The following is a 25,741-nucleotide window of genomic DNA, read 5'->3' as shown; positions in this document are numbered from 1 at the left end:
AGCGCAAGTGGTTGAAGTTGTTAAGGAAATCCTTGAAAACTTCTGAAAAATACCACTTGACAGCAAATGAGGCTGCTGTAGAATGCGCGCCTCGGTTGAGACGAAAGATCTTAACCAACCGCTCTTTAACAACTGAATCAAGCAATTCGTGTGGGTGCTTGTGGAGTCAGACTGCTAGTCAACAGATTATCAGCATCACAAGTTACTCCGCGAGAAATCAAAGATGTAACCAACGATTGCTGAGCCAAGTTTAGGGTTTTCTCAAAACCCAAAGATGTTTGAACTGAAGAGTTTGATCATGGCTCAGATTGAACGCTGGCGGCAGGCCTAACACATGCAAGTCGAGCGGATGACAGGAGCTTGCTCCTGAATTCAGCGGCGGACGGGTGAGTAATGCCTAGGAATCTGCCTGGTAGTGGGGGACAACGTTTCGAAAGGAACGCTAATACCGCATACGTCCTACGGGAGAAAGCAGGGGACCTTCGGGCCTTGCGCTATCAGATGAGCCTAGGTCGGATTAGCTAGTTGGTGAGGTAATGGCTCACCAAGGCGACGATCCGTAACTGGTCTGAGAGGATGATCAGTCACACTGGAACTGAGACACGGTCCAGACTCCTACGGGAGGCAGCAGTGGGGAATATTGGACAATGGGCGAAAGCCTGATCCAGCCATGCCGCGTGTGTGAAGAAGGTCTTCGGATTGTAAAGCACTTTAAGTTGGGAGGAAGGGCATTAACCTAATACGTTAGTGTTTTGACGTTACCGACAGAATAAGCACCGGCTAACTCTGTGCCAGCAGCCGCGGTAATACAGAGGGTGCAAGCGTTAATCGGAATTACTGGGCGTAAAGCGCGCGTAGGTGGTTTGTTAAGTTGGATGTGAAAGCCCCGGGCTCAACCTGGGAACTGCATTCAAAACTGACAAGCTAGAGTATGGTAGAGGGTGGTGGAATTTCCTGTGTAGCGGTGAAATGCGTAGATATAGGAAGGAACACCAGTGGCGAAGGCGACCACCTGGACTGATACTGACACTGAGGTGCGAAAGCGTGGGGAGCAAACAGGATTAGATACCCTGGTAGTCCACGCCGTAAACGATGTCAACTAGCCGTTGGGAGCCTTGAGCTCTTAGTGGCGCAGCTAACGCATTAAGTTGACCGCCTGGGGAGTACGGCCGCAAGGTTAAAACTCAAATGAATTGACGGGGGCCCGCACAAGCGGTGGAGCATGTGGTTTAATTCGAAGCAACGCGAAGAACCTTACCAGGCCTTGACATCCAATGAACTTTCCAGAGATGGATTGGTGCCTTCGGGAACATTGAGACAGGTGCTGCATGGCTGTCGTCAGCTCGTGTCGTGAGATGTTGGGTTAAGTCCCGTAACGAGCGCAACCCTTGTCCTTAGTTACCAGCACGTTATGGTGGGCACTCTAAGGAGACTGCCGGTGACAAACCGGAGGAAGGTGGGGATGACGTCAAGTCATCATGGCCCTTACGGCCTGGGCTACACACGTGCTACAATGGTCGGTACAGAGGGTTGCCAAGCCGCGAGGTGGAGCTAATCCCACAAAACCGATCGTAGTCCGGATCGCAGTCTGCAACTCGACTGCGTGAAGTCGGAATCGCTAGTAATCGCGAATCAGAATGTCGCGGTGAATACGTTCCCGGGCCTTGTACACACCGCCCGTCACACCATGGGAGTGGGTTGCACCAGAAGTAGCTAGTCTAACCTTCGGGAGGACGGTTACCACGGTGTGATTCATGACTGGGGTGAAGTCGTAACAAGGTAGCCGTAGGGGAACCTGCGGCTGGATCACCTCCTTAATCGACGACTCAGCTGCTCCATAAGCTCCCACACGAATTGCTTGATTCATTGAAGAAGACGAAAAGAAGCAGCCCGAAATTGGGTCTGTAGCTCAGTTGGTTAGAGCGCACCCCTGATAAGGGTGAGGTCGGCAGTTCGAATCTGCCCAGACCCACCAATTTTGTGTGGGAAACGCCTGTAGAAATACGGGGCCATAGCTCAGCTGGGAGAGCGCCTGCCTTGCACGCAGGAGGTCAACGGTTCGATCCCGTTTGGCTCCACCACTAACTGCTTCTGATTGTGTAAAGCTTAGAAATGAGCATTCCATCGGTTCGATGGTGAATGTTGATTTCTAGTCTTTGACTAGTTCGTTCTTTAAAAATTTGGGTATGTGATAGAAAGATAGACTGAACGTTACTTTCACTGGTAACGGATCAGGCTAAGGTAAAATTTGTGAGTTCTCTTAGTTGAGAAATTCGAATTTTCGGCGAATGTCGTCTTCACAGTATAACCAGATTGCTTGGGGTTATATGGTCAAGTGAAGAAGCGCATACGGTGGATGCCTTGGCAGTCAGAGGCGATGAAAGACGTGGTAGCCTGCGAAAAGCTTCGGGGAGTCGGCAAACAGACTTTGATCCGGAGATGTCTGAATGGGGGAACCCAGCCATCATAAGATGGTTATCTTGTACTGAATACATAGGTGCAAGAGGCGAACCAGGGGAACTGAAACATCTAAGTACCCTGAGGAAAAGAAATCAACCGAGATTCCCTTAGTAGTGGCGAGCGAACGGGGACTAGCCCTTAAGTGGCTTTGAGATTAGCGGAACGCTCTGGAAAGTGCGGCCATAGTGGGTGATAGCCCTGTACGCGAAAATCTCTTGGTCATGAAATCGAGTAGGACGGAGCACGAGAAACTTTGTCTGAATATGGGGGGACCATCCTCCAAGGCTAAATACTACTGACTGACCGATAGTGAACTAGTACCGTGAGGGAAAGGCGAAAAGAACCCCGGAGAGGGGAGTGAAATAGATCCTGAAACCGTATGCGTACAAGCAGTGGGAGCCCACTTTGTTGGGTGACTGCGTACCTTTTGTATAATGGGTCAGCGACTTATTTTCAGTGGCGAGCTTAACCGAATAGGGGAGGCGTAGCGAAAGCGAGTCTTAATAGGGCGTCTAGTCGCTGGGAATAGACCCGAAACCGGGCGATCTATCCATGGGCAGGTTGAAGGTTGGGTAACACTAACTGGAGGACCGAACCGACTACCGTTGAAAAGTTAGCGGATGACCTGTGGATCGGAGTGAAAGGCTAATCAAGCTCGGAGATAGCTGGTTCTCCTCGAAAGCTATTTAGGTAGCGCCTCATGTATCACTGTAGGGGGTAGAGCACTGTTTCGGCTAGGGGGTCATCCCGACTTACCAAACCGATGCAAACTCCGAATACCTACAAGTGCCGAGCATGGGAGACACACGGCGGGTGCTAACGTCCGTCGTGAAAAGGGAAACAACCCAGACCGTCAGCTAAGGTCCCAAAGTTATGGTTAAGTGGGAAACGATGTGGGAAGGCTTAGACAGCTAGGAGGTTGGCTTAGAAGCAGCCACCCTTTAAAGAAAGCGTAATAGCTCACTAGTCGAGTCGGCCTGCGCGGAAGATGTAACGGGGCTCAAACCATACACCGAAGCTACGGGTATCACTTAGGTGATGCGGTAGAGGAGCGTTCTGTAAGCCTGTGAAGGTGAGTTGAGAAGCTTGCTGGAGGTATCAGAAGTGCGAATGCTGACATGAGTAACGACAATGGGTGTGAAAAACACCCACGCCGAAAGACCAAGGTTTCCTGCGCAACGTTAATCGACGCAGGGTTAGTCGGTCCCTAAGGCGAGGCTGAAAAGCGTAGTCGATGGAAAACAGGTTAATATTCCTGTACTTCTGGTTATTGCGATGGAGGGACGGAGAAGGCTAGGCCAGCTTGGCGTTGGTTGTCCAAGTTTAAGGTGGTAGGCTGGAATCTTAGGTAAATCCGGGATTCTAAGGCCGAGAGCTGATGACGAGTGTTCTTTTAGAACACGAAGTGGTTGATGCCATGCTTCCAAGAAAAGCTTCTAAGCTTCAGGTAACCAGGAACCGTACCCCAAACCGACACAGGTGGTTGGGTAGAGAATACCAAGGCGCTTGAGAGAACTCGGGTGAAGGAACTAGGCAAAATGGCACCGTAACTTCGGGAGAAGGTGCGCCGGTGAGGGTGAAGCATTTACTGCGTAAGCCCACGCCGGTCGAAGATACCAGGCCGCTGCGACTGTTTATTAAAAACACAGCACTCTGCAAACACGAAAGTGGACGTATAGGGTGTGACGCCTGCCCGGTGCCGGAAGGTTAATTGATGGGGTTAGCTAACGCGAAGCTCTTGATCGAAGCCCCGGTAAACGGCGGCCGTAACTATAACGGTCCTAAGGTAGCGAAATTCCTTGTCGGGTAAGTTCCGACCTGCACGAATGGCGTAACGATGGCGGCGCTGTCTCCACCCGAGACTCAGTGAAATTGAAATCGCTGTGAAGATGCAGTGTATCCGCGGCTAGACGGAAAGACCCCGTGAACCTTTACTATAGCTTTGCACTGGACTTTGAATTTGCTTGTGTAGGATAGGTGGGAGGCTTTGAAGCGTGGACGCCAGTTCGCGTGGAGCCAACCTTGAAATACCACCCTGGCAACTTTGAGGTTCTAACTCAGGTCCGTTATCCGGATCGAGGACAGTGTATGGTGGGTAGTTTGACTGGGGCGGTCTCCTCCTAAAGAGTAACGGAGGAGTACGAAGGTGCGCTCAGACCGGTCGGAAATCGGTCGTAGAGTATAAAGGCAAAAGCGCGCTTGACTGCGAGACAGACACGTCGAGCAGGTACGAAAGTAGGTCTTAGTGATCCGGTGGTTCTGTATGGAAGGGCCATCGCTCAACGGATAAAAGGTACTCCGGGGATAACAGGCTGATACCGCCCAAGAGTTCATATCGACGGCGGTGTTTGGCACCTCGATGTCGGCTCATCACATCCTGGGGCTGAAGCCGGTCCCAAGGGTATGGCTGTTCGCCATTTAAAGTGGTACGCGAGCTGGGTTTAGAACGTCGTGAGACAGTTCGGTCCCTATCTGCCGTGGACGTTTGAGATTTGAGAGGGGCTGCTCCTAGTACGAGAGGACCGGAGTGGACGAACCTCTGGTGTTCCGGTTGTCACGCCAGTGGCATTGCCGGGTAGCTATGTTCGGAATAGATAACCGCTGAAAGCATCTAAGCGGGAAACTAGCCTCAAGATGAGATCTCACTGGGACCTTGAGTCCCCTGAAGGGCCGTCGAAGACTACGACGTTGATAGGTTGGGTGTGTAAGCGCTGTGAGGCGTTGAGCTAACCAATACTAATTGCCCGTGAGGCTTGACCATATAACACCCAAGCAATTTGCTTCTCGAAAGAGCATCAGATTGCGGTGTGTGAAGACGCAATGAACCGAAAGTTCGAAATACTCACAAAACACCAAGCTATCACATCCCCAATTTGCTGAAGCGCGGCCATCTGGTCACGATTCGGTACCCGAATTTCTTGACGACCATAGAGCATTGGAACCACCTGATCCCATCCCGAACTCAGCAGTGAAACGATGCATCGCCGATGGTAGTGTGGGGTTTCCCCATGTGAGAGTAGGTCATCGTCAAGATTAAATTCCGAAACCCCAATTGCGAAAGCAGTTGGGGTTTTGTTTTTGCGGCGTGAAAAAAACGAGAGCAATCAAGCACAAATTGCTCAGTTATTTTTGCCCCAGGACACTAGAATAGGTCCAACTTTTTCAGAGTCAGAGCGCTTATGCCGGATTCGGTTGACGCCAAAGAGCTGTCAGAATTACCACTGGAAGATCTGGTTGCCTGCCATGAGTGTGATTTGCTCATGCGCAAACCCGAACTCGCCCACGGCGAAAAAGCCCTGTGCCCACGCTGTGGCTACGAACTCTATGCCCATCGGTACAGCGTTGTACAACGCAGTCTTGCATTGGTCATAGCCGCGCTGTTGCTGTATGTCCCGGCGAACTTTTTACCCATCATGCAGCTCAATCTACTCGGGCAATCTTCGCATGACACTGTCTGGAGCGGGGTTGTTGCGCTTTTTGACACGGGCATGCAAAGCGTTTCAGTGATTGTGTTCCTGTGCAGCATGGGGATCCCGCTGCTCAAGCTGCTGTGCCAATTGGCCGTATTGTTGAGTATCCGTTTCGATATCGGACGCAGTTACGGCTTGTTGCTCTATCGCATTTATCACCACATACGCGAATGGGGGATGCTTGAGGTTTACCTCATGGGTGTGTTGGTTGCGATCGTCAAACTGGCAGATATGGCAGCAATCACCGTCGGCCTGGGATTGGCGTGTTTCATTGGTTTGTTGCTGGTTCAAGTCTGGCTGGAGGTCGTCATGTCGCCTCACCAGATCTGGCAGGCGTTATCAGGAGAGGATGCCCATGCGGGCGATTGATGCAGGCATTCTGATTTGCAAGGAATGTCATGAATTGAACAGGCAGGAAGCTGATACCGATGAGCAAGTCTGTACGCGCTGCGGGGCGCTTGTGCACGCCCGCACCCCGAATAGCCTGGTGCGAACCTGGGCCTTGCTGATCACCGCTGCCATTCTGTACATACCGGCGAATCTGCTGCCGATCATGACCGTCAACTCTCTGGGCAAGGGGGCTCCGAGTACGATCATGGCGGGGGTGATCGAGCTGGTGCACTACGGAATGATCCCCATTGCCGCCGTGGTGTTTATCGCGAGCATTCTGGTGCCGACGTTCAAGCTGGTGGGGATCGCGCTGTTGCTGTTCTCCGTGCAGCGTCGGCAGCCACTTTCCGCGCGGCAGCGCATCTGGATGTACCGTTTTATCGAATTTATCGGCCGCTGGTCGATGCTCGATATCTTTGTGATCGCCATCCTCGTGGCGGTTGTGAATTTCGGGCGGCTTGCCAGCATCGAAGCCAATCTTGGTGCCGTCGCGTTCGCCAGCGTGGTGATTCTGACGATGCTTGCCGCAGTAACTTTTGATCCCCGACTGATTTGGGATAACACGGAGTCGGACGACGACCATGAGTGATTTGCCTGTAGCGAAAACCCGACCGGCCTCCAACTGGTCTGCCATTTGGGTGTTACCACTGATTGCCTTGATCATTGGCGGCTGGCTCGGCTGGCGTGCGTATAACGAAACCGGCATCGAAATTCAGGTGCGCTTTGAAAGTGGTGAAGGTATTCAGGCCAACAAGACTGAGGTTGTCTATAAAGGCATGTCGGTCGGTAAAGTCAAAAGCCTCAAGCTTGATGACGAGGGCAACTCCAAGGGTGTGATTGCCAGCATCGAAATGAACAAGGATGTGGAGCAATACCTGCGTACAAGTACACGTTTCTGGCTGGTCAAGCCGAGCGTGACCCTGGCCGGTATCACTGGCCTTGAGACGCTGGTTTCAGGCAACTACGTTGCGGTCAGTCCGGGGGAGGGCGAACCCGTCCGCAAGTTCAAGGCCCTGGCACAGGAACCGCCACTCTCTGATGCGCAGCCCGGCCTGCACCTGACAATCAAGGCTGATCGCCTGGGTTCGTTGAACCGTGGCAGCCCGGTGTTCTACAAGCAGATCAAGGTTGGGCAGATCAAGAGCTATATCCTTTCCGAAGACCAGAGCACCGTTGAGCTCAAGGTCTTCATTGAGCCGACCTACGCCAAACTGGTGCGCAAACACACCCGTTTCTGGAACGCCAGTGGCGTCAGCATCGACGCCAACCTGTCGGGTGTGAAGATACGCAGTGAGTCCCTCGCCAGTATCGTTGCCGGTGGTATCGCGTTCGCTACGCCGGAAAACCGCAAGGACAGCCCGCCTACCGATCCGAGTCTGCCTTTCAGGCTCTATGAAGACTTCGATGCCGCAGCGGCCGGTATTCGAATCAAGGTCAAGCTCAGCGACTTCGAAGGCTTGCAGGCTGGTCGCACGCCGGTGATGTATAAAGGCATTCAGGTCGGTAATCTCAAGGCACTGAAAGTCGATCCTGACCTTTCCGGAGCTACTGCTGAACTGACAATGGACCCGTTGGCCGAAGACTATCTGGTGGACGGTACGCAATTCTGGGTGGTCAAACCGTCGATTTCCCTGGCGGGAATTACCGGTCTGGAAGCACTGGTCAAAGGTAACTACATCGCCGTGCGTCCTGGCGACAAGGGCTCGGCACCGCAGCGCGAATTCGTCGCACGGCCCAAAGCGCCACCGCTGGATCTGCGCGCACCTGGCTTGCACCTGGTGTTGTTCACCGAAAACCTCGGCTCGCTGGAAGTCGGCAGCCCGGTTCTCTACAAGCAGGTCAAGGTCGGTTCGGTACAGAGCTACCAGTTCTCGCGAACCAAAAAGCAGCTGATCATCGGCGTGCACATCGAGAAGGAGTACGAGGAGCTGGTTAACGCCTCGACACGCTTCTGGAATGCCAGCGGCATTACGCTGACGGGCGGGCTCGGTGGGGTTCAAGTCAAAAGTGAATCGTTGCAGAGCTTGATGGCCGGCGGCATCGCATTCGAGACGCCTGAAGCCAAGGCACCCTTGCAGAAACGCATTCCACGTTTCCGTTTGTTCGCCAATCATGAAGACGCCACGCAAAAGGGCGCAGTGGTCACGATCAAAGTGGATCGCGCCGATGGTCTGCGTACCGGCACGCCGATCCGCTTCAAGGGTCTGGATGTCGGCAAGATTGAAGATGTCGACCTGAGTGAGGATTTGCAGTCCGTACTGCTCACCGCACGCATTACTGAAGTGCCGGAGCGCATCGCTCGGGTGGGTAGTCAGTTCTGGGTGGTCAAGCCTGAACTGGGACTGATCAAAACGTCCAACCTCGAAACCCTGGTCACCGGGCAATACATCGAAGTACAACCTGCGGCCAAGAATCTTGGCCCGCAGAAGAGTTTCGTAGCGTTGCCCACGCCACCGGAAACAGCCAAACAGGAGGCCGGTTTGAGCCTGGTGTTGAGCGCTCCGCGCCGTGGGTCCCTTAAGGCCGGTGTGCCGGTTACCTACCGCGAAATCACGGTGGGCAAGGTGACTGGCTACGAGTTGGGTCAGACGGCTGATCGTGTGCTGATCCGTATCCTGATCGAACCAAAGTACGCACCACTGGTACGCAGCGGTACACGTTTCTGGAACACCAGTGGTTTTGACTTCGACGTGGGTCTGTTCAGAGGTGCGACGGTGCGCACTGAGTCCCTGGAGACAATGATTCAGGGCGGTGTTGCCTTTGCCACGCCAGACGGTGAGCGCATGGGGAACCCGGCGCGGCCCGAGCAGACGTTCGCGCTGTTCGACAAGTTCGAAGATGAATGGCTGACCTGGGCGCCGAAGATTCCCCTCGGCAAGTAGTTCTCCGGTGCCTGTGCTGCCGTCATCGCGAGCAGGCTCGCTTGCACAATGATCTTGATCTTATGTGGGGGCGAGCCTACTCGCGAAACGGTCTTTGAGTGCACCAAAAAGACTAAAAAAAGCCTACAAAAAAGGCCGCGATCCATCGGATTGCGGCCTTTTTTATTGCCTTCGATTCAAGCCTCAGACCGCATCCAGCTCCGGTTCATCCGCTGGCTCGTTGATCGTCGTCTTCACTTGTTCGTGACGACGAATGTACTTCCAGTCCGCTTCATCGATGTAGATACCGGCGGGACCGCTGCCGCCTTCCAGGTCGATGGCGACACTGGCGCAGACTTGCGGCTTCACACTCGCCAGAATCGGTACGAAGCCCAGTTGCAGGCTGGTTTCCAGCAATGCGGCCTGGTTCTTCTCATCAATGTCCGCGGCCTCGTCAAGGTAGTACGGTAGACGCACGCGACCGGCGAGGTCGCGATCCATCAAGTGCAGCAACAAGTACATGTTGGTCAGTGCCTTGATGGTCATCGTGGTGCCATTGGACGCGGCGCCGTCGATGTCGGTATGGATCACTGGCTGGCCGTTGACCTTGGTGATCTCGAATGCCAGTTCAAACAGATCCTTGAGGCCGAGCTGATTGTGGTTCGCCGCTACCAGACGCGCCAGATATTCCTTGGCCTCTTCGTTCTTGTTGTCCTGTTCGGCGCTTTGGCTGAGGTCGAAGACGGACAGGGTTTCGCCCTCTTCGTACTGCCCGGCGCTGTGGATGATCTGGTCGATGTGCTTGAGCGCTTCCTTGTTCGGCGCGAGGACGATGCGGAAGCTTTGCAGGTTGGACACCTGACGCTTGTTGATCTCGCGGTTGAACAGCGCCAGTTGGTGCTCGAGGCTGTCGTAGTCGCTGCGGATGTTGCGCAAGGTCCGAGCGATGTCCGTCACGGCGGCACGACGTGCCTTGCCGAGGGTGAGGGCTTCGTCGGTGCGGTGCGCGTAAGCGTTGATCAGCAGTTGCAGACGACGCTCCATATCGTCTTCGCTGTCGAACTTGGCCACGCCCTTTAGGCGCACCTGAGCGTACAGCGCCTCGATCTGGCCGTCGGCGCGCAGCAGGCCTTGCCAGCTGTCCTGATAGTCGTTGAGCAACGGCAGCAGGTTGTCCATCGAATCGTCGATCGGGTCCATAAACGGTGTGCCGAACGGCAGGTCCGCCGGCAACAGCTGGCGGCGACGCAGGGCGTCGTCGAGGGTGCGTTGCTTGGCTTCCATGTCGCCGATCTGCCGGCCGACCAGTTGCAGCTTGGCCGACAGTTGCTGGACGCGTTCGGTGAAGGCGTCACTGGAACGCTTCAGTTCGTCCTGCGCCGCTTCCATTTGCGCCAGTTGCTCGAGCTTGTCTCCTTCCTCGGCGCTCAGGGTTTGCGCGCGGCGGAAGTCTTCCAAAGCCTTTTGCGCATCCAGCACTTGCTGGTACAACGCTTCGGTCTGGGTCTTGCTCGCAGCGCGGTCGGCGGCGACGGCTTGCTGGGTCTTGAGTTGCTTGAGTTCTTTGTCCAGACGCTCTTTCTGATCGCGCAATGCGGCACGGTCAGCCAAGGCTTGCAAGGCTGGCGGTTCGATGTTGGAGATGTCGATGGACAGCCCAGGTACTTCGAAACGCTCGCCTTTGAAGCCGTCGAGGATCAGTTCCACGGACTTCACCCAGTCGCCGTTTTCGTCGAGGGTGATGCCGTGTTCGCCCAATGGCAGGCTGAACAGTGTGCTGTTGAACAGACGCATCAGTCGTTCGACGTCTTGCTGCGAGAATTCTTCACGCAGGCGGGCGTAGCTGTTGTTATCGGCATGATCGAGTTGCTGTTTGACCGACTTCAGGCGTTTTTCCAGATCGCGCAGACGCTCTTCGAGGTCTTCGGCGCTGAACTGACGGGACTGCGCCAGTGCACCGGCCAGTTCATCGTGGGCGTCCTTGGCGGCCAGCAGTTGCTGCTCCAGCACCTTGACGTCATCGACCAGGGCAAAGCGATGCTTGAGCACCGACAGTTCGCCAAGCCAGCGCTGGATGCCGGTGATTTCCCGCTCCAGGCGCATCAGTTCCTGAGTGCCGCCGCGCTGATCGTTTTGCAGGGCGTCCTGCTCGTTACGGTAGTGCTCGGACTGTATGGTCAGTTCTTCCTTGCGCGCACTGGCGTAGTCCGACCAAGTGCCGAGCAGCGAGTCGAGCAGGGGGGAGATCCGGTGCAGTTTGCCGCGCAGAATGTCGCGTTGCTTGACGCCGTTGGCCAGGGCCTCGACCAATGGGCCGGCGGCGACCAGCGAGTTGTAGTCCTGCTCCATGCGTCGTACATCGCGGAAGGCTTCTTCGCACGCCGCAATGTAATCGACGCTGCCGGATCGCAGGCTGTGCTCGAACGCATCGAGAAACAGTTGCTTGAGTTTGGCCGCAGTGATTTCGCGCATGTGCAGCAGGTTGATGAACAGCGCTCTGAAGGTCTTCAGGCTTTGTTCGCTGGTGGAGCGCAGCGGGATCAGCGTCAGGTCCAGCGGGATCGACGTGTGTCCGCCGACCAGCAAACGGCGCAGTTCATCCGGCTTGAGTTCGTAGGCTTTCAGGCCTTCGCGCTCAAGGTTGGTGAACAGTTCTTTTTGACGCAGGCAAGTATCGTTCTTTTGGTAGTGGGCCAAATCGAGTTGACCGGCATAGGCAAAGAACTGGTGACCGAAACCACCCCCAGGGCCACGGCCGACCACACCGATCACGTGCGGGCCGTGGGGCAGGTTCACTTCAACGAGAATGTAACTGGTGTCCGAGGCGAAGTAGAAGCGTCGGGACTGCTCCAGGCTGTACTTGCCGAAGCTCATGTCCGACATGCGCGCCAGAATCGGGAATTGCAAGGCATTGATCGAAGCGGATTTGCCGAGGTTGTTCGCGCCGTAGACCGACAGCGGTTCTTCCAGCGGGAACAGACCAAGGCTGTAACCGGCGGTGTTCAGAAGGGCAAAGCGGCGGATGCCGTAACGTTCCTTGCTCATGCGTCGAGCTCCTGTTCTTCGGCGATGGCGCGGGCCAGGGCGTCTTCTTCGCTTTCACCATCGAATTCACTCAGATCGAGCGGATCGTCGGTCTGCAGCAGTTTTTCGTCGCTGTCTTCATCGATCAGCACTGGCACCGGCAAAGGCAATACGCTGTGCAGGCTGGCTGCCAGATCACGGTCCTGCTGGACCGAGAGGCACACATCGAGGAAACGGTGCATCGGCGGCAAGAACCGGTAGATGCCGTTTTCTTCACCGGCGAAGCCGAGCTGGGTCATGCGGCGCATGATTTTTTCTTCAAGCTCTTCGACGGTCTGCACTTCAGCCTGGATGAACAGGTCGCGGTATTTTTCCAGCAACGACGGCAATTCATCACGGCCCAGGCTGCCGCCATCGAGGACGGCAATCGGATCGCGGCCCTGATCGGCCAGGTGCTCGACGAGGATGAACGTGAACAGCGCCAGACGTTGCGCGGTCTTGTTCACTGCCGCAGCGGCGAGGTCCGGAACGAAGTAGTAGAAGCCGCGGGTATCGCACACCAGTTCAAAACCCAGGGCCTTGAACAGCGTGCGGTATTGGTCCTGGAAGTTCGACAATTGTGCGTACAGCTCCGGATCCCGGCGGCTGACGTGATAACCCTTGAACAGCTCGCGAAAGATCGGTGCCAGATGGGACAGTTCGGATAGATCAAGATGCATGTGGAGTGCTCGCAGAATTCTCGGGGGCCTCAGGGCCGGCCGAGAGCAGGGCGAAGGAGCGCAGGCTGACCTGGTGCTCGTGTGTGAAGTAATCGCGACGTTCCAGGCGCTCGCGCTGGAAGCGTTTTTCCCGGGAGAGGCGCGAGAACCAGTACAGCAGTTCGTCGGTGGCGCTGTCCGGTTCCTGCTCCAGCAGCCAGGTCATCAAGTCCGGCATCGGCAGCGCGTCTTCGCAGCGTTCGAGCATTTCCCGAACTGTGCGCGGCGCACGCGGCGCTTCGCCTTTCTGCGTCTTGTGGGCTTTGGGGAAACGCGCCGGTTTCGGTTCGAAACGGGCCAGGGCGTAAACGTAGGCTTCGACCTGACTGGCGCTGCCGAGAAAGGTGCTCTGCGGCCGCGTGAACATCGGCATGGCAGCATGCGGTACGGCATCGATGCCTTTGCGGCGGATCATCGACAGGGCCAGTGCGGCGCCACGGGTCACGGCGTTGTGTCGGCGCGCTTCTTCGCGCAGCGGCAACAGCAGTTCGCGGGCGTGACGCAAAGTCAATTGGGCGCTGGTTTGCATTTCGAGGATGCGCGCGTGGGTGCGCAGCAGCATGTCGTCGTCGACCAGGTGGCCGAGGCGTTGCTGTTCGCTGAGCATCTTGAGCAGGACGTTTTCGACCTTGCGCACGCCTTGTTCGAAGGCGCCGTCGGCGTTCACCAGATCAATCATCGGCTCGACGTATTCGTCCCAGGTCGCCAGGACTTCAGCGTAACGCTGGCGCAAGGGAATCTGCCGGTCGCTGGTTTTCGCCCTTTCGGCGACGGCCACCAGCGCCTGTTCGTCGTTATCGAGTTTTTTCAGTACATCGCGCACCCGCATGTCGAGCAGACGCAACTGGCGCGCCAGGTCGTTGCCATCGCGGATATCGAACGCGTCCTGGATATAACCGGCCAGACGCTCGAGGTGGCGCAAATAGGCTTCGATCTCCAGGCACAGGCCCAAACGGTGTTCACGGCGCAGGTAGGCGAGGAAGTCGTGAATCTGCGCATTGAGCTCGAACCGGTTCGGGCTTTTCGCCACGGGGACCAGAATATCGAGGCGAATCCACACGTCCAGCAGGCTGGTGATGTCCTGCGGCGTACTGTCGAGTTGCTGGGCGGCCAACTGTGAACGCAATTCGTTGAGGCTCAGTGTGCCTTGGTCGAAGTGCTCGCACAGTGGCTCCAGAAGTGCCCAGTGTTCAGCGAGGGCGCGCAAGACGCGCTTGGGTTCGATCATCGGAATGGCCGGCTGGTTGGCGATTAAAAGCCGCGATTGTACTGCATTGGGCGCGATGCAATTCACTCTCGGGACAAGCTGTCGCTTTTTGTATCGGTAAAGTCTATCGATCAACAGCGGGCGATCTTGTGCGAACGGCGGTAGAATCAGCGCACTATTAGTTATCCACAAGTGGCCGACCTTTGCTTATCGAGTCCCGCCGTCGCGCTTATTTGAACGCCATGCAGGTGGTCAACTGGCTGCCGCGCACCGAATTGCCCTTTGCCGCGCCTTCACGGCCCGAGCTGCTGGAGATCCCCGAGCCGCTTGTCGTCGCGCCTGTTGCGCCGGCTCCGGTGGCTCAAACACCCGTCGCGCCTGCGGTCAAACCGGCCGAGCGGGTGAAGATCGAGGTGCCTCGGCCATCGCTGGCGAGCACGCGCACCGGGGCCAAACCGGTGGAAGAGGCCGACGCGGCACCGGTCGTGGCGAAGGCGCCGGTCGTGCCGCCACCGCGCTTCGCGCTGCAATTGCTGCGGGCCGGGCGTTGCCTGCTGCTGGTCGAGTTACCCACAGGCGAAACGTTCCAGACCCGCGATCCCGCTTATTTGCTGCTCAAGGACATGTTGCGCGCCGCCGGTCTGCCGGACAGTCCGCAGATCGTCGGTGAACCTGTACGCTGGCCGTTGCTGGTGCGCGGGACGATGGATCAGGGCCCGGAAGCCGCCCGTGACTTCGTGCAGGGTTTTCTCTCGGTGCGGATGGAAGAGGCGCCTTGCGTCTGTCTATGGCTGATCGGCCTGCCCGCGGTGCGTTTTGCCGCAGAGGCAAATGCCGAGGCCTTCAACCGTGAACTCCAGGTCGAAGGCCTGGGTTCGGTCTGGGCCTTGCCGGGCCTGGAATTATTAATGGAAGAGCCACAGCGTAAAGCTGATGTCTGGCAAGCCATGCGTCGGCTGATGGCGCGCTGGAAAGAATCGAATGAGTGACGCTGTATCGTTCCGCCCGATGAGCGAGGCGGACCTGGAAACCGTACTGAAGATTGAATACGCGGCGTACAGCCATCCCTGGACCCGCGGGATTTTCCTCGATGGCCTGGGCAAGTACCAGATCTGGCTGATGTTTGAAGGCCAGCAGCAGGTTGGCCACGGAGTGGTGCAGATCATCCTTGATGAGGCGCATCTGCTGAACATTACCGTCAAGCCCGAAAACCAGGGCCGAGGCCTTGGTTTGACGTTGCTGGAACACCTGATGTCGATTGCGTACAACGCCGACGCCCGGGAGTGTTTCCTGGAAGTGCGCGACAGCAATACTGCGGCGTTCAAATTGTACGAGCGGTATGGATTCAACGAGATCGGACGCCGCCGGGATTACTATCCGGCCGTGGGCGGGCGCGAAGACGCGGTGGTCATGGCCTGTACTTTGGTGGACTGAGCACTGTAGGAGCTGCCGAAGGCTGCGATCTTTTGATTTTCTATTCGAAACAAAAAAGATCGCAACCCTCGGGAGCTCCTGCGAATGCACGCAGAACTCAGCGCTTTTTGTCGAGAGGATCGCGCCGCGCCAGCTCCGCTTCATCCAGGCCATTGCCGCCACCGATGTCTTCTTCATCGACGATGCTCAAGTCCCAGTCTGCGGGTTCATCCTCGCCAGCTTCACGGCTATCACGAGCGCCATCTTCACGGGTCAGCGTTTCCGGGCTCATGTCATCGTCGGTGGGCTCATGGTCATCGGTCGAAGCACCGGTCATGCCTGCTTCACGTACACGCTGGCGGGGCATCAGTTGCTCACGTTCTTTTTCGGGCAGTTCGTCACCGATTTTTGCGCTGGGTTCTTCCTCATCGAAATCCAGTTCACGCACCGAGCCCATGCGGTCTTCGTTGTCATCGACAGGTTCCGGTTGTACCGCATCGTACGGACGTCGTGATTCAGTCATGGCAATTCCTCATACTGTGGGTCTTACTAGGGTGGACCCATCCGGCTCACGAGAATTCCCCCGGCAAGGAGCGCCACGTTTTGCATCAGGGCTTATCTGCATTACGCGCGTGACCTCGACGGGCGGTCGTCTGTCAAAGCAGCGCATCATTCACGAGGCTTCATTGCATGAACGAATTACAAGATCTGATTGATAACAACGAGCGTTGGGCCGATGCGATCAAGGAGGAAGATCCTGACTTCTTCGCCAAACTGGCCCGCCAGCAGACACCTGAATACCTGTGGATCGGTTGTTCCGATGCCCGTGTGCCTGCGAACGAGATTGTGGGCATGCTGCCCGGTGACCTGTTCGTACACCGCAACGTGGCGAACGTGGTGTTGCACACCGACCTGAACTGCCTGTCAGTGATCCAGTACGCGGTCGACGTGCTCAAGGTCAAACACATTCTCGTCACCGGTCACTATGGCTGCGGCGGCGTACGTGCCTCGATGCAGGATCGTCAGTTGGGCCTGATCGACGGCTGGCTGCGCTCGATCCGCGATCTGTATTACGAAAAACGCGACGAGCTGGCCAAGTACGCGACCGAAGAGGAACGTGTCGACCGCCTCTGCGAACTCAATGTGATCCAGCAGGTGGCTAACGTCGGCCACACCAGCATCGTGCAGAACGCCTGGCACCGGGGACAGAGCCTGTCGATCCACGGTTGCATCTACGGCATCAAGGATGGTCGCTGGAAAAGCCTGAACGCCACCATTAGCGGTTTCGAGCAGCTGCCACCGCAGTACCGCTTGCGTCCGGTTGATTCGCAGTAATCCATCGGTTGAGAAAGGCTTGGCTGACGCCCAAGGGCATAGGCAAAAAAGAACGGTATTTCCACTGTTGAAGACAGAGGAAATACCGTTTGATCACAGCCTTGGCGAGGGATGGCGGATCAAGATATTGGAAAAGGATTACAGCAGACGCAATGCCAGTTGGCTGCCGGCACGCAGGTATTCAACTTGTGCGGTTACCGCGTCCTTGACGATTGCTTCGCCGGTATCGGTCAGTTTGGCTTTTTTGGCATCAATGACAGCTGTCTGCAGCAACTGCATGGCGACATCCATTGCTTTCTGGAAAGCAGTCACAGTGTTGTGCTGGCCAAACTCGCGCACCACAACGTCCATTCGACGATCGGCATCGTCTCGCAGGTTTCGGTACTCAACGACCGATACCTTGCCGTCCTGATAAATTTCATTGATCAACTCTTCGAGTGTCCTGGATATCGGGGTCATCGGATCTTCCTTGGGTTGGTGTTTGAATGTCCGACTCAGGTTAATTCAAGTCCACAGCGTCGAAGAATCAGGACTAGCCCTTGCACTCAGTGAGATAACACCGCACGTGTTGTAAGAAGGTTCTTTCGGCTTTTCAGGCCTGGCCCTCGACACAAGCAGTCGGTGGCCAGGCAGACGAAGGGGGAAGTCGATGGCGCAGGCAACCTGCGCTTTTCTTACGGCATCACTGGCGGCGTGTACGCCAGCGTTGTTCCCAGCGCCCACAGCAGAAACAGCACCAGTGGCGTGTGCACCAGCAGCTGCACGAACGAGAAGCCGATCAGGTCTCGCGCCTTCAACCCCAGTACGCCCAGCAGCGGTAGCATGTAAAACGGGTTGATCAGGTTGGGCAGGGCTTCAGCAGCGTTATAGATTTGCACCGCCCAGCCCAGGTGATAGTTCAGGTCGTTGGCGACTTGCATCACGTAAGGCGCTTCAATGATCCACTTGCCGCCGCCGGACGGGATGAAGAAACCGAGGATCGCCGAGTACACCCCCATCAGCAGCGCATAGGTGTCGTGGGACGCAATGCTGACGAAGAAAGACGAGATATGGTGCGCCAGAGTTTGCGCGTCGGCGCCTTTGACCGTGGTCATCAATGCGGCAATCGAGCCGTACAGCGGGAACTGGATCAGCACGCCGGTGGTGGTCGGCACCGCACGGGACACCGCGTCGAGGAAGCTGCGCGGACGCCAGTGCAGCAGCGCACCGAGCATGATGAACAGGAAGTTGTAGGTGTTCAGCCCGGAAATCGCAGTGATTGCCGGTTTGGTCGAAAACTCGTGGAACAGCCAGCCACCCGCCAGCAGCACCAGCACAATGGTCAACAGCGGGCTGTGTTCCAGCCATTCGCCTGGACGAGTGCGCGGTTGCAGGGGCGGCAGGTTGAAGCTGGGGTCGATGCCACAGGCCTTGGCATCGCGCGCCGTGTTCGGGCCAGGCGCGGTGGCGTACGCGATGATCAGCGAAATGACAATCAAGGCCAGTAACATTACGCCCGATTGCCACAGGAAGATCGTCTGGGTGAAAGGAATCACCCCGGTGATCGACAGAATTGATGGCGGCAGGCTGGCGGGATTGGCCTGCAATTGCGCGGCGGACGACGAAAGGCCCAATGCCCACACGGCACCGAGACCCAGATAGGCCGCAGCACCCGCAGCGCGATAGTCCATTTTCAGGTCGGCACGGCGGGCGAGAGCGCGCACCAGCAACCCGCCGAACACCAGCGACAAGCCCCAGTTCAACAGCGAGGCAACCATCGAAATCAATGCCACCCAGGCCACGGCGGAACGACCGTTTTTCGGGATCTTCGCCAGGCGGTCGATCAACTTCACTGCCGGAGGCGAACTGGCAACCACATAGCCACCGATCACCACGAAGGCCATTTGCATGGTGAACGGGATCAGGCTCCAGAAGCCATCGCCGAACGCCATGGCCGCGTCGGTGGGTTTGGCGCCCATCGCAAGGGTGGCGAGGGCGACGATAATCACGGCCAGTGCCGCGAACACCCAGGAGTCAGGGAACCAGCGTTCGGCGAAACTTGAACAGCGCAGGGCAAAACGGGCGGAGCGGGTATCTTCGATATCAGCGGCCACGGGAGTACCTCGAATTTTTATGTTTGTTGTGGTCTTCGGGGCCGCAGCGACCCGTCTGGACAGACGCCAACATTAATTCACCCCGGCATTTTTTGCGGGCCTGATTTGCGGCTATGGGACTTTGGTCTAACGGGTTGTCCGCGGGCGCGTTTGCGTAGACCATGAGCGCCTTGGTTTTTGCCTGCCAGAGTTCTCTTCATGACTGCCAACACCGATTCGCGCCCGGCGCCGTTCAATCGCTCGGACTACAAGACCCTGGGGCTTGCAGCCCTTGGCGGGGCGCTGGAAATCTACGATTTCATCATTTTCGTGTTTTTCGCGCTGACGCTGAGCCAGCTGTTCTTCCCACCGGAAATGCCCGAGTGGCTGCGTCTGCTGCAAAGCTTCGGGATCTTCGTCACCGGCTACCTGGCGCGGCCGCTGGGTGGCATCCTGATGGCGCATTTCGCCGATCAACTGGGGCGCAAGAAAGTCTTCAGTCTGAGCATCCTGATGATGGCGCTGCCGTGCCTGTTGATCGGGATCATGCCGACCTACGCCCAGATCGGCTATTTCGCGCCGTTGCTGTTGTTGCTGTTGCGCGTGCTCCAAGGCGCCGCGGTGGGCGGCGAAGTGCCGAGTGCCTGGGTGTTTGTCGCCGAACATGCGCCGGTGGGCCATCGCGGTTATGCCTTGGGCTTTTTGCAGGCGGGGCTGACGTTTGGCTATTTGATCGGCGCGTTGACCGCGACGTTTCTGGCGCAGGCGTTCACACCGGCGGAAATTCTTGATTACGCCTGGCGCTACCCATTCCTGTTGGGCGGTGTGTTCGGCGTGATTGGCGTCTGGTTGCGCCGCTGGCTCAGTGAAACACCGGTGTTCATGGCGATGCAGGCGCAGCGCGAAACAGCGGCCGAATTGCCATTGCGTACGGTCCTGCGCGAGCATCGCCTGGCGATCTTGCCGGCCATGATCCTCACCTGCGTGCTGACCTCGGCGGTGGTCGTGTTCGTGGTCATCACCCCGACCATGATGCAGAAAGCCTTTGGCATGACTGCCAGCCATACCTTCGGTCTGAGCGCGCTGGGCATTGTTTTTCTGAACATAGGCTGCGTCCTTGCCGGATTACTGGTCGACCGCATTGGCGCCTGGCGTACGGTGATGCTTTATAGCCTGTTGCTGCCGCTGGGGATCGGGGTGCTTTACACCTGCCTGATCACGGGTGGCAACTGGATCGGCCTGGCCTACGTGATTGCGGGTCTTTGCTGTGGTGTGGTCGGCGCGGTGCCGTCTGTGATGGTCAACCTGTTTCCAGCACGGGTTCGCGTTTCAGGCATTTCCTTTACCTACAACATTGCCTACGCCGCCTGGGCAAGTGTCACACCGCTGTTACTGATCGGTCTGATGCCGTGGAGCCCATGGGTCTGTGTGATGTTCAGTGCGGTGATGGGGGCGGTGGGCGTTGGCAGTGCCGCGTATTTCGGTGCGCGCATGCCAAACATTGGGCGTTGCACGGCGGCGGGCGTTACCTGATAGGCAGGTTTGCCAAAGGTGAGGCGTTTATTTTGTGTAGGACAGCGTTGAAGCGCTCTTCAGAAAAGATCCTCAAGGCCGATGATTAGGCTGCATATCGCTTTCTAACCTGTCCATCGGTGCTTTCCATGTTCAATAAACGCTTGAAGCAGGAGCTGTCGGCCCTTCGTGAAGAACTCTCCAGCCTTCAACAAGTGAAGGAAAGTCTGGAAAGCGAAATGCTGGTGCTGACCCTCGACAGTGAGGGGCGGGTTCAGTCGGTCAATCAGAACTTCCTCGATGAGATGCATTACAAGAGCGTCGACTTGATCGGGCGACACATTGACGACGTTGTTCCTGGTCATGTGAAAAACGACGAGTTCCAGCAGCGTTTCAAGAATGCATTGATTCGTGGCGAGCACTTTGCCGGCACCGTGCGCCTGCTGCGCGGCACGGGTCAGGAAGCCTGGTTGCGTTCGATCTTGCAACCGGTGCGCAGCGCTGGCGGGCGGATCAAGCACTTCTCGATTTTCTCCAGCGACCTGACGCGTACCATCGAGTCTTCCCGAGACCACGAGAACCTCATTGGTGCGCTGGTCCGCTCTACAGCGGTGATCGAGTTCGACCTCAATGGCAATGTGCTCACCGCCAACGACCGCTTCCTCAGCGGTATGGGCTACAGCCTGGCGCAGATCAGGGGCAAACATCACCGCACGTTTTGTATGCCGGAAGAGTACAACAGCGGCGAGTACCAGAATTTCTGGCGCCGATTGAATGCGGGCGAGTACGTGGCTGATCGCTTCAAACGGATCGACAGTCATGGTCGTACGGTCTGGCTGGAGGCTTCCTACAACCCGGTGGTCGATGCCAACAACACGTTGTACAAAGTGGTGAAATTCGCCACGGTGATTACCGATCAGGTCAATCAGGAACAAGCGGTGGCCGAAGCCGCCAACATTGCCTACAGCACATCAAAGCAAACCGACCAAAGCGCCCAGCGCGGTAACGCCGTGGTCACCCAGGCAGTCGATGTGATGCGTGACCTGGCCAAACACATGCAAACGGCCGGAGATGGTATTGAAGCCCTGAATGAGCAGTCGCTGGTGATCGGCACCATCGTCAAAACCATCAGCGGCATTGCTGAGCAGACCAACTTGCTGGCGCTCAATGCGGCCATCGAAGCGGCCCGCGCAGGTGAGCAGGGTAGGGGGTTTGCCGTGGTGGCGGACGAGGTCCGGCAACTGGCTTCACGCACTAGCCAGGCCACTGACGAAATCGTCCTTGTAGTGCGTCAGAACCAGGACATGGCGCGCAATGCCGTGTCGCTGATGACTGACGGCAAGCTCCAGGCCGAGCAGGGGTTGGCGCTGGCCGCGGAGGCGGGTACGGTGATTGTCGAGATCCAGGACGGCGCGCAGAAGGTGGTCAATGCGGTGGGGCAGTTTGCCAATCAGTTGACCGGTTGATTCAACGCCATCGTATTTGGAAGATCGCTACAATCTGCTCCTTTGCCCAAGGAGCAAACTTCCATGAGCGCTTCCCACCGCCGCCCCGTTCCCTTGTCCAAGGCCTATCGTCTGCTCAATCACGGGCCGACCGTGTTGGTCAGCGCAACCCACAATGGGCAGCGCAATATCATGGCCGCAGCCTGGGCCATGCCGCTGGATTTCGAGCCGCCGAAAATCGCCGTGGTGCTGGACAAGTCCACTTGGACACGCCACTTGCTAGAGGCCTCGGGCACCTTTGTACTCAACGTGCCTTGTGCCGCCCAAGCCGATATCGTCCAGACCGTTGGCTCGACCTCCGGCCTGGAACTGACCCGGAGTCAGGGCCGGGACAAGTTTGATGCCTACGGTTTGCAGACCTTCGAAGGCGAACGGATCGCTGCGCCGATGCTCGAAGGCTGCGTCGCTTGGCTGGAATGCCGTCTTCTGCCCGAGCCCGATAATCATCAACAATACGACCTGTTCCTGGCCGAAGTGATTGCGGCCCAGGCGGATGAGCGTGTCTTCAGCGACGGCCGCTGGCATTTCGAAGGTCATGACTCGTTGCGCACTTTGCACCATGTGGCGGGTGGGCATTTCCTGAAGATTGGCGACCCGGTGGACGGCAAGGCTTTGCAGCCGTAACGTGGTTCGATCCAAGCCATCAGCACATTTACAATGAGGCCAAGCGATGAGCAAGTTGCGTGTGGGGATCATTTTCGGGGGCCGTTCGGCGGAGCATGAAGTGTCATTGCAATCGGCGAAAAACATCGTCGATGCGCTGGATCGTTCGCGTTTCGAACCGGTGCTGATCGGCATCGACAAGCAAGGCCACTGGCACCTTAACGATCCTTCGAGTTTCCTGTTGAATCAGGAAAACCCGGCGCTGATCGCACTCAATCAGTCCAACCGCGAATTGGCTGTAGTGCCGGGTAAAGCCAGTCAGCAACTGGTGGAAACTTCCAGCCAGGAACTGCTGGGCCATGTCGATGTAATCTTCCCGATTGTCCATGGCACCCTTGGTGAGGACGGTTGTCTCCAGGGCTTGCTGCGCATGGCCGACTTGCCGTTTGTCGGTTCCGATGTGCTCGGCTCGGCCGTGTGCATGGACAAGGACATCAGCAAGCGCCTGCTGCGCGATGCCGGTTTGGCGGTCACGCCGTTCGTGACCCTCAATCGCGCCACGGCAGTGCGTTCGGGGTTTGCCGAGGTACAGGGGAAGCTGGGCTCGCCGCTGTTCGTCAAACCGGCGAATCAGGGCTCGTCAGTGGGGGTGAGCAAGGTTGCCGATGAGGCTGAATACATCGCAGCGGTGGAACTGGCGTTGAGTTTCGACACCAAGGTTTTGATCGAATCCGCCGTCAGCGGCCGCGAAATCGAGTGCGCGGTGCTCGGCAACGAAGACGCCATTGCCAGCGGCTGCGGTGAAATCATCGTGCGCAGCGGCTTCTACTCTTATGACAGCAAATACATCGATGCTCAGGCGGCCGAGGTGGTGGTGCCAGCCAACATCAGCCCCGAAGCCAGCGAGCGCATTCGTGCCATGGCAGTTGAAGCATTCCACCTACTCGGTTGCTCGGGACTGGCCCGCGTCGACGTGTTCCTGACCGACAACGGTGAAGTATTGATCAACGAGATCAACTCGCTTCCCGGCTTCACCCGCATCAGCATGTACCCGAAACTCTGGCAGGCCACCGGTATGACCTATAGCGAATTGGTAACGCGTTTGATCGAGTTGGCACTGGAGAAACATCAGGACAGGCAGGCGTTGAAGATCAGTCGTTAAGCCGGTAAAAAGGGCCTGCCAACCGGTAAGCCCTTTCGCATTCCCGCGTGCGATTCAATCCCCCAGTGCCAGCCCCTCACGTCGTGGGTCCGCGCCACCTGCCAATGATGTTTTCCCTCGCGCATCCTTCACACGCACAATCGCCTGGGTGCCGCTGGTCATGTCGATTTCACTCACCGTGTGCCCTTTGTCCTTCAGCGCCTGAATCAGCGTCTGGCTGAATTGGCCGCGCTCCAGTTCCGTGGGGCCGTTGCGGCTACCGAAGTTCGGCAGGTTGATGGCGGCTTGTGCATCGAGGTTCCAGTCGAGCAGTCCGATGGTGGATTTGGCGACGTATTCGATGATTTGCGAGCCGCCGGGAGAACCGACCGTGGCTAGAAATTCGCCGCTCTGGCGATCGAAGATCAAGGTGGGGGCCATGGACGAGCGTGGGCGTTTGCCAGGTTCGACGCGGTTGGCGACTTTCTGCCCGTTCTCTTCGGGGATAAACGAGAAATCGGTCATCTCGTTGTTGAGTAGAAAACCCTGGACCATCACGTGGGAACCGAATGCCGATTCGATGGTGGTGGTCATGGACACAGCGCCACCGGCGTCATCGACCGCCACCACTTGCGAGGTAGAGATGCGCAGCGGCGAACGGTCTGGCGCGTAGGCAACCTGAACGCCTGGCGGTGTGCCGGGGTTGGCGGTGCCCATGCTGCGTTCCCCGATCAGGGCGGCACGGCTGACGAGGTAAGCCGGATCGAGCAGGCCTTTGACCGGTACGGGCACGAAATCGCTATCGGCCAGGTACTGCGCACGGTCGGCGTAGGCCAGACGCTCGGCTTCGGCGATCAGGTGCACGGCTTGCGGCGTTGGCTCGATGCCGGCCGGAAAGTCGGTTTTAACCGGTTTCATCGGCGCCAGTGCCAGGCGTTGATCACGCGTTTCCAGGGCTTGCAACGTGCCCAGGATTTGCGCCACGGCAATGCCGCCCGACGACGGCGGTGGCATGCCGCAAACCTGCCAGCGTTTGTAGTCGGTGCACAGCGGCGCGCGTTCCTTGGCCTGATAGCCGCTGAGGTCGCTCAGCGACAGACTTCCCGGGTTGCTGTGACCTTGAACCTTGGCCACGATCTCTTGGGCGACAGCGCCTTTGTAGAGAGCATCGGGACCTTCATGGGCAATACGTTTGTACAAGGCGGCCAAGGCCGGATTTTTCAGCACGGTGCCTGTGGCTTTCGGGGTGCCATCGGCGTTGCGAAAGTAGGCCATCATGTCGGGTGAGCGCTGCATCGATGAGTCCGCAGCGATCAACCGGTGCAGGCGTGGGGAAATGACGAAGCCTTGTTCGGCGAGTGTTATCGCCGGATCAAACAGTTTCGACCAAGGCAGTCGGCCGTGTTTTTGATGAGCCAGTTCCAGGGCGCGCAAGACACCCGGCGTCCCCACCGAGCGACCGCCAATCTGCGCTTGGGTGAACCCCATGGGTTGCCCGTCGGCTTGCAGGAAAAGCTTCTCGGTGGCACCGGCCGGCGCGGTTTCGCGACCATCGTAGGTGCGCACGGATTTGCCATCCCAGAGCACGATCAGCGCGCCACCGCCAATGCCCGATGATTGTGGTTCGACCAGCGTCAACACGGCTTGCATCGCAATCGCCGCATCGATGGCCGAGCCGCCCTGGCGCAACATCTCGCGTCCGGCTTCAGCGGCCAGCGGGTTGGCGGCGGCCGCCATGTATTTTTCGGCGTGGCGGGTTTGCAGGTCGGTGCGATAGCCCGAAGCGCTTTCCGGTGCGATGGGCAACGTCGGCGCCGAAGCGTTATGACACGCGGTCAGGGTTAAAGCACTGGCGACGAGCGCGAGGTCTGACAGGCGAAAGCGGCTCAAAGGGAAGGCTGAGAACACGCGAAAATACTCCGTCCGTTGGATACAAGATCAATGGACTCTAAAGGCCGACCGGGGCGGACGCAAACCAGCTTCTGCGGCA

The 25,741-nt window shown here is 57.4% G+C and carries 17 protein-coding genes, 2 tRNA genes, 3 rRNA genes and 1 pseudogene; 16 read left to right on the top strand and 7 right to left on the bottom strand.

The features are described from left to right. Window positions 1-280 precede the first annotated feature (280 nt). The 8 genes from QMK58_RS25355 to QMK58_RS25320 all read left to right on the top strand — a co-directional run bounded on the left by QMK58_RS25355 (window position 281) and on the right by QMK58_RS25320 (window position 9,202). Window positions 281-1,817, top strand: a 16S ribosomal RNA gene (locus tag QMK58_RS25355). Window positions 1,818-1,898: 81 nt separating this feature from the next. Next, window positions 1,899-1,975 (top strand) — tRNA-Ile (locus QMK58_RS25350). A 30-nt stretch (window positions 1,976-2,005) separates the two neighbouring features. After that, a tRNA-Ala gene (locus QMK58_RS25345) sits at window positions 2,006-2,081 on the top strand. Between the two features lie 248 nt (window positions 2,082-2,329). Beyond that, window positions 2,330-5,221, top strand: a 23S ribosomal RNA gene (locus QMK58_RS25340). A 156-nt stretch (window positions 5,222-5,377) separates the two neighbouring features. Beyond that, window positions 5,378-5,493: ribosomal RNA gene (gene rrf, locus QMK58_RS25335) — 5S ribosomal RNA — on the top strand. The 16S, 23S and 5S rRNA genes sit together here with 2 tRNA genes alongside, the layout of an rRNA operon. Before the next feature lie 146 nt (window positions 5,494-5,639). Beyond that, window positions 5,640-6,299 carry a paraquat-inducible protein A gene (locus QMK58_RS25330; protein WP_053162422.1) on the top strand — a complete coding sequence of 220 codons (660 nt, stop codon included), beginning with the start codon at window positions 5,640-5,642 and terminating at the stop codon, window positions 6,297-6,299. After that, window positions 6,286-6,909: a paraquat-inducible protein A gene (locus tag QMK58_RS25325; protein WP_053162420.1), complete on the top strand. Its 624-nt coding sequence runs from the start codon at window positions 6,286-6,288 to the stop codon at window positions 6,907-6,909. The genes QMK58_RS25330 and QMK58_RS25325 overlap by 14 nt, the downstream gene beginning before the upstream one ends. Then, entirely contained in the window at window positions 6,902-9,202 is a 2,301-nt protein-coding gene (locus QMK58_RS25320) for an intermembrane transport protein PqiB (RefSeq protein ID WP_053162418.1), read from the top strand. The genes QMK58_RS25325 and QMK58_RS25320 overlap by 8 nt, the downstream gene beginning before the upstream one ends. A gap of 183 nt (window positions 9,203-9,385) precedes the next feature. On the opposite strand, the gene mksF is transcribed toward QMK58_RS25320, so the two are convergent. Genes mksF through mksB form a run of 3 tightly spaced genes read right to left on the bottom strand, consistent with a single transcriptional unit; the run spans window position 9,386 to window position 14,191 of the window. Next, entirely contained in the window at window positions 9,386-12,226 is a 2,841-nt protein-coding gene (mksF, locus tag QMK58_RS25315; RefSeq protein WP_053162416.1) for an Mks condensin complex protein MksF, read from the bottom strand. Next, complete coding sequence (mksE, locus tag QMK58_RS25310; protein ID WP_053162414.1) at window positions 12,223-12,924, bottom strand: Mks condensin complex protein MksE; 702 nt, start codon at window positions 12,922-12,924, stop codon at window positions 12,223-12,225. Before mksE ends, mksF begins: the two co-directional genes overlap by 4 nt. Further along, a complete protein-coding gene (gene mksB / locus QMK58_RS25305) occupies window positions 12,914-14,191 on the bottom strand; it encodes an Mks condensin complex protein MksB (protein WP_320395587.1) in 1,278 nt (425 codons plus the stop codon). The genes mksE and mksB overlap by 11 nt, the downstream gene beginning before the upstream one ends. 221 nt (window positions 14,192-14,412) lie before the next feature. On the opposite strand from mksB, the gene QMK58_RS25300 reads away from it, so the two are divergent. Together QMK58_RS25300 and rimI are read left to right on the top strand one after the other, a co-directional pair. After that, the gene (locus QMK58_RS25300; protein ID WP_053162410.1) at window positions 14,413-15,159 is read left to right on the top strand and encodes a hypothetical protein; all 747 of its coding nucleotides are present in this window, start codon (window positions 14,413-14,415) and stop codon (window positions 15,157-15,159) included. Then, the gene (gene rimI, locus QMK58_RS25295) at window positions 15,152-15,604 is read left to right on the top strand and encodes a ribosomal protein S18-alanine N-acetyltransferase (protein ID WP_053162408.1); all 453 of its coding nucleotides are present in this window, start codon (window positions 15,152-15,154) and stop codon (window positions 15,602-15,604) included. Before QMK58_RS25300 ends, rimI begins: the two co-directional genes overlap by 8 nt. 97 nt (window positions 15,605-15,701) lie before the next feature. On the opposite strand, the gene QMK58_RS25290 is transcribed toward rimI, so the two are convergent. Next, a complete protein-coding gene (locus QMK58_RS25290) occupies window positions 15,702-16,106 on the bottom strand; it encodes a hypothetical protein (protein WP_053162407.1) in 405 nt (134 codons plus the stop codon). Between the two features lie 167 nt (window positions 16,107-16,273). Here QMK58_RS25290 and can point away from each other — a divergent pair, with 167 nt between their 5' ends. Then, window positions 16,274-16,918, top strand: a complete 645-nt coding sequence (gene can / locus QMK58_RS25285; protein ID WP_053162405.1) for a carbonate dehydratase — start codon at window positions 16,274-16,276, stop codon at window positions 16,916-16,918. 138 nt (window positions 16,919-17,056) lie between these two features. On the opposite strand, the gene QMK58_RS25280 is transcribed toward can, so the two are convergent. Both QMK58_RS25280 and QMK58_RS25275 read right to left on the bottom strand, forming a co-directional pair. Beyond that, window positions 17,057-17,377 carry a hypothetical protein gene (locus QMK58_RS25280; protein WP_053162402.1) on the bottom strand — a complete coding sequence of 107 codons (321 nt, stop codon included), beginning with the start codon at window positions 17,375-17,377 and terminating at the stop codon, window positions 17,057-17,059. 215 nt (window positions 17,378-17,592) lie between these two features. Continuing rightward, window positions 17,593-19,011, bottom strand: coding sequence for a short-chain fatty acid transporter (locus tag QMK58_RS25275; RefSeq protein ID WP_053162401.1), 1,419 nt, complete (start codon window positions 19,009-19,011; stop codon window positions 17,593-17,595). A gap of 198 nt (window positions 19,012-19,209) precedes the next feature. On the opposite strand from QMK58_RS25275, the gene QMK58_RS25270 reads away from it, so the two are divergent. The 5 genes and pseudogenes from QMK58_RS25270 to ddlA all read left to right on the top strand — a co-directional run bounded on the left by QMK58_RS25270 (window position 19,210) and on the right by ddlA (window position 23,772). Beyond that, a complete protein-coding gene (locus QMK58_RS25270; RefSeq protein ID WP_053162399.1) occupies window positions 19,210-20,523 on the top strand; it encodes an MFS transporter in 1,314 nt (437 codons plus the stop codon). A gap of 128 nt (window positions 20,524-20,651) precedes the next feature. Then, window positions 20,652-21,380 (top strand): annotated as a pseudogene (locus tag QMK58_RS29045) (PAS domain-containing protein); the annotation flags it as partial. Next, window positions 21,360-21,968 (top strand): methyl-accepting chemotaxis protein, encoded by a 609-nt coding sequence (locus QMK58_RS29040; RefSeq protein WP_256220753.1) that lies wholly within the window; start codon window positions 21,360-21,362, stop codon window positions 21,966-21,968. The pseudogene QMK58_RS29045 and the gene QMK58_RS29040, both read left to right, overlap by 21 nt. 63 nt (window positions 21,969-22,031) lie before the next feature. Then, window positions 22,032-22,631: a flavin reductase family protein gene (locus tag QMK58_RS25260; protein WP_320395585.1), complete on the top strand. Its 600-nt coding sequence runs from the start codon at window positions 22,032-22,034 to the stop codon at window positions 22,629-22,631. A gap of 46 nt (window positions 22,632-22,677) precedes the next feature. Further along, window positions 22,678-23,772 carry a D-alanine--D-alanine ligase gene (gene ddlA / locus QMK58_RS25255; RefSeq protein WP_053162394.1) on the top strand — a complete coding sequence of 365 codons (1,095 nt, stop codon included), beginning with the start codon at window positions 22,678-22,680 and terminating at the stop codon, window positions 23,770-23,772. Between the two features lie 54 nt (window positions 23,773-23,826). Here the strand turns inward: ddlA and ggt are convergent, their stop codons facing one another. Further along, a complete protein-coding gene (gene ggt, locus QMK58_RS25250) occupies window positions 23,827-25,659 on the bottom strand; it encodes a gamma-glutamyltransferase (protein ID WP_053162392.1) in 1,833 nt (610 codons plus the stop codon). Window positions 25,660-25,741: the final 82 nt, after the last annotated feature.

It is taken from the genome of Pseudomonas sp. P8_241 (assembly GCF_034008315.1).
Lineage (GTDB): Bacteria > Pseudomonadota > Gammaproteobacteria > Pseudomonadales > Pseudomonadaceae > Aquipseudomonas.
Note: the sequence above shows the minus strand (reverse complement) of the source record. Positions and strands in the feature narration are given on the sequence as shown.

Bases quoted from the DNA above. Each gene is read 5' to 3' on its own strand.
- QMK58_RS25330 (WP_053162422.1), top strand. From the start codon at position 5,640: ATGCCGGATTCGGTTGACGCCAAAGAGCTGTCAGAATTACCACTGGAA.
- QMK58_RS25325 (WP_053162420.1), top strand. From the start codon at position 6,286: ATGCGGGCGATTGATGCAGGCATTCTGATTTGCAAGGAATGTCATGAA.
- QMK58_RS25320 (WP_053162418.1), top strand. From the start codon at position 6,902: ATGAGTGATTTGCCTGTAGCGAAAACCCGACCGGCCTCCAACTGGTCT.
- mksF (WP_053162416.1), bottom strand. From the start codon at position 12,226: ATGAGCAAGGAACGTTACGGCATCCGCCGCTTTGCCCTTCTGAACACC.
- mksE (WP_053162414.1), bottom strand. From the start codon at position 12,924: ATGCATCTTGATCTATCCGAACTGTCCCATCTGGCACCGATCTTTCGC.
- mksB (WP_320395587.1), bottom strand. From the start codon at position 14,191: ATGATCGAACCCAAGCGCGTCTTGCGCGCCCTCGCTGAACACTGGGCA.
- QMK58_RS25300 (WP_053162410.1), top strand. From the start codon at position 14,413: ATGCAGGTGGTCAACTGGCTGCCGCGCACCGAATTGCCCTTTGCCGCG.
- rimI (WP_053162408.1), top strand. From the start codon at position 15,152: ATGAGTGACGCTGTATCGTTCCGCCCGATGAGCGAGGCGGACCTGGAA.
- QMK58_RS25290 (WP_053162407.1), bottom strand. From the start codon at position 16,106: ATGACTGAATCACGACGTCCGTACGATGCGGTACAACCGGAACCTGTC.
- can (WP_053162405.1), top strand. From the start codon at position 16,274: ATGAACGAATTACAAGATCTGATTGATAACAACGAGCGTTGGGCCGAT.
- QMK58_RS25280 (WP_053162402.1), bottom strand. From the start codon at position 17,377: ATGACCCCGATATCCAGGACACTCGAAGAGTTGATCAATGAAATTTAT.
- QMK58_RS25270 (WP_053162399.1), top strand. From the start codon at position 19,210: ATGACTGCCAACACCGATTCGCGCCCGGCGCCGTTCAATCGCTCGGAC.
- QMK58_RS25260 (WP_320395585.1), top strand. From the start codon at position 22,032: ATGAGCGCTTCCCACCGCCGCCCCGTTCCCTTGTCCAAGGCCTATCGT.
- ddlA (WP_053162394.1), top strand. From the start codon at position 22,678: ATGAGCAAGTTGCGTGTGGGGATCATTTTCGGGGGCCGTTCGGCGGAG.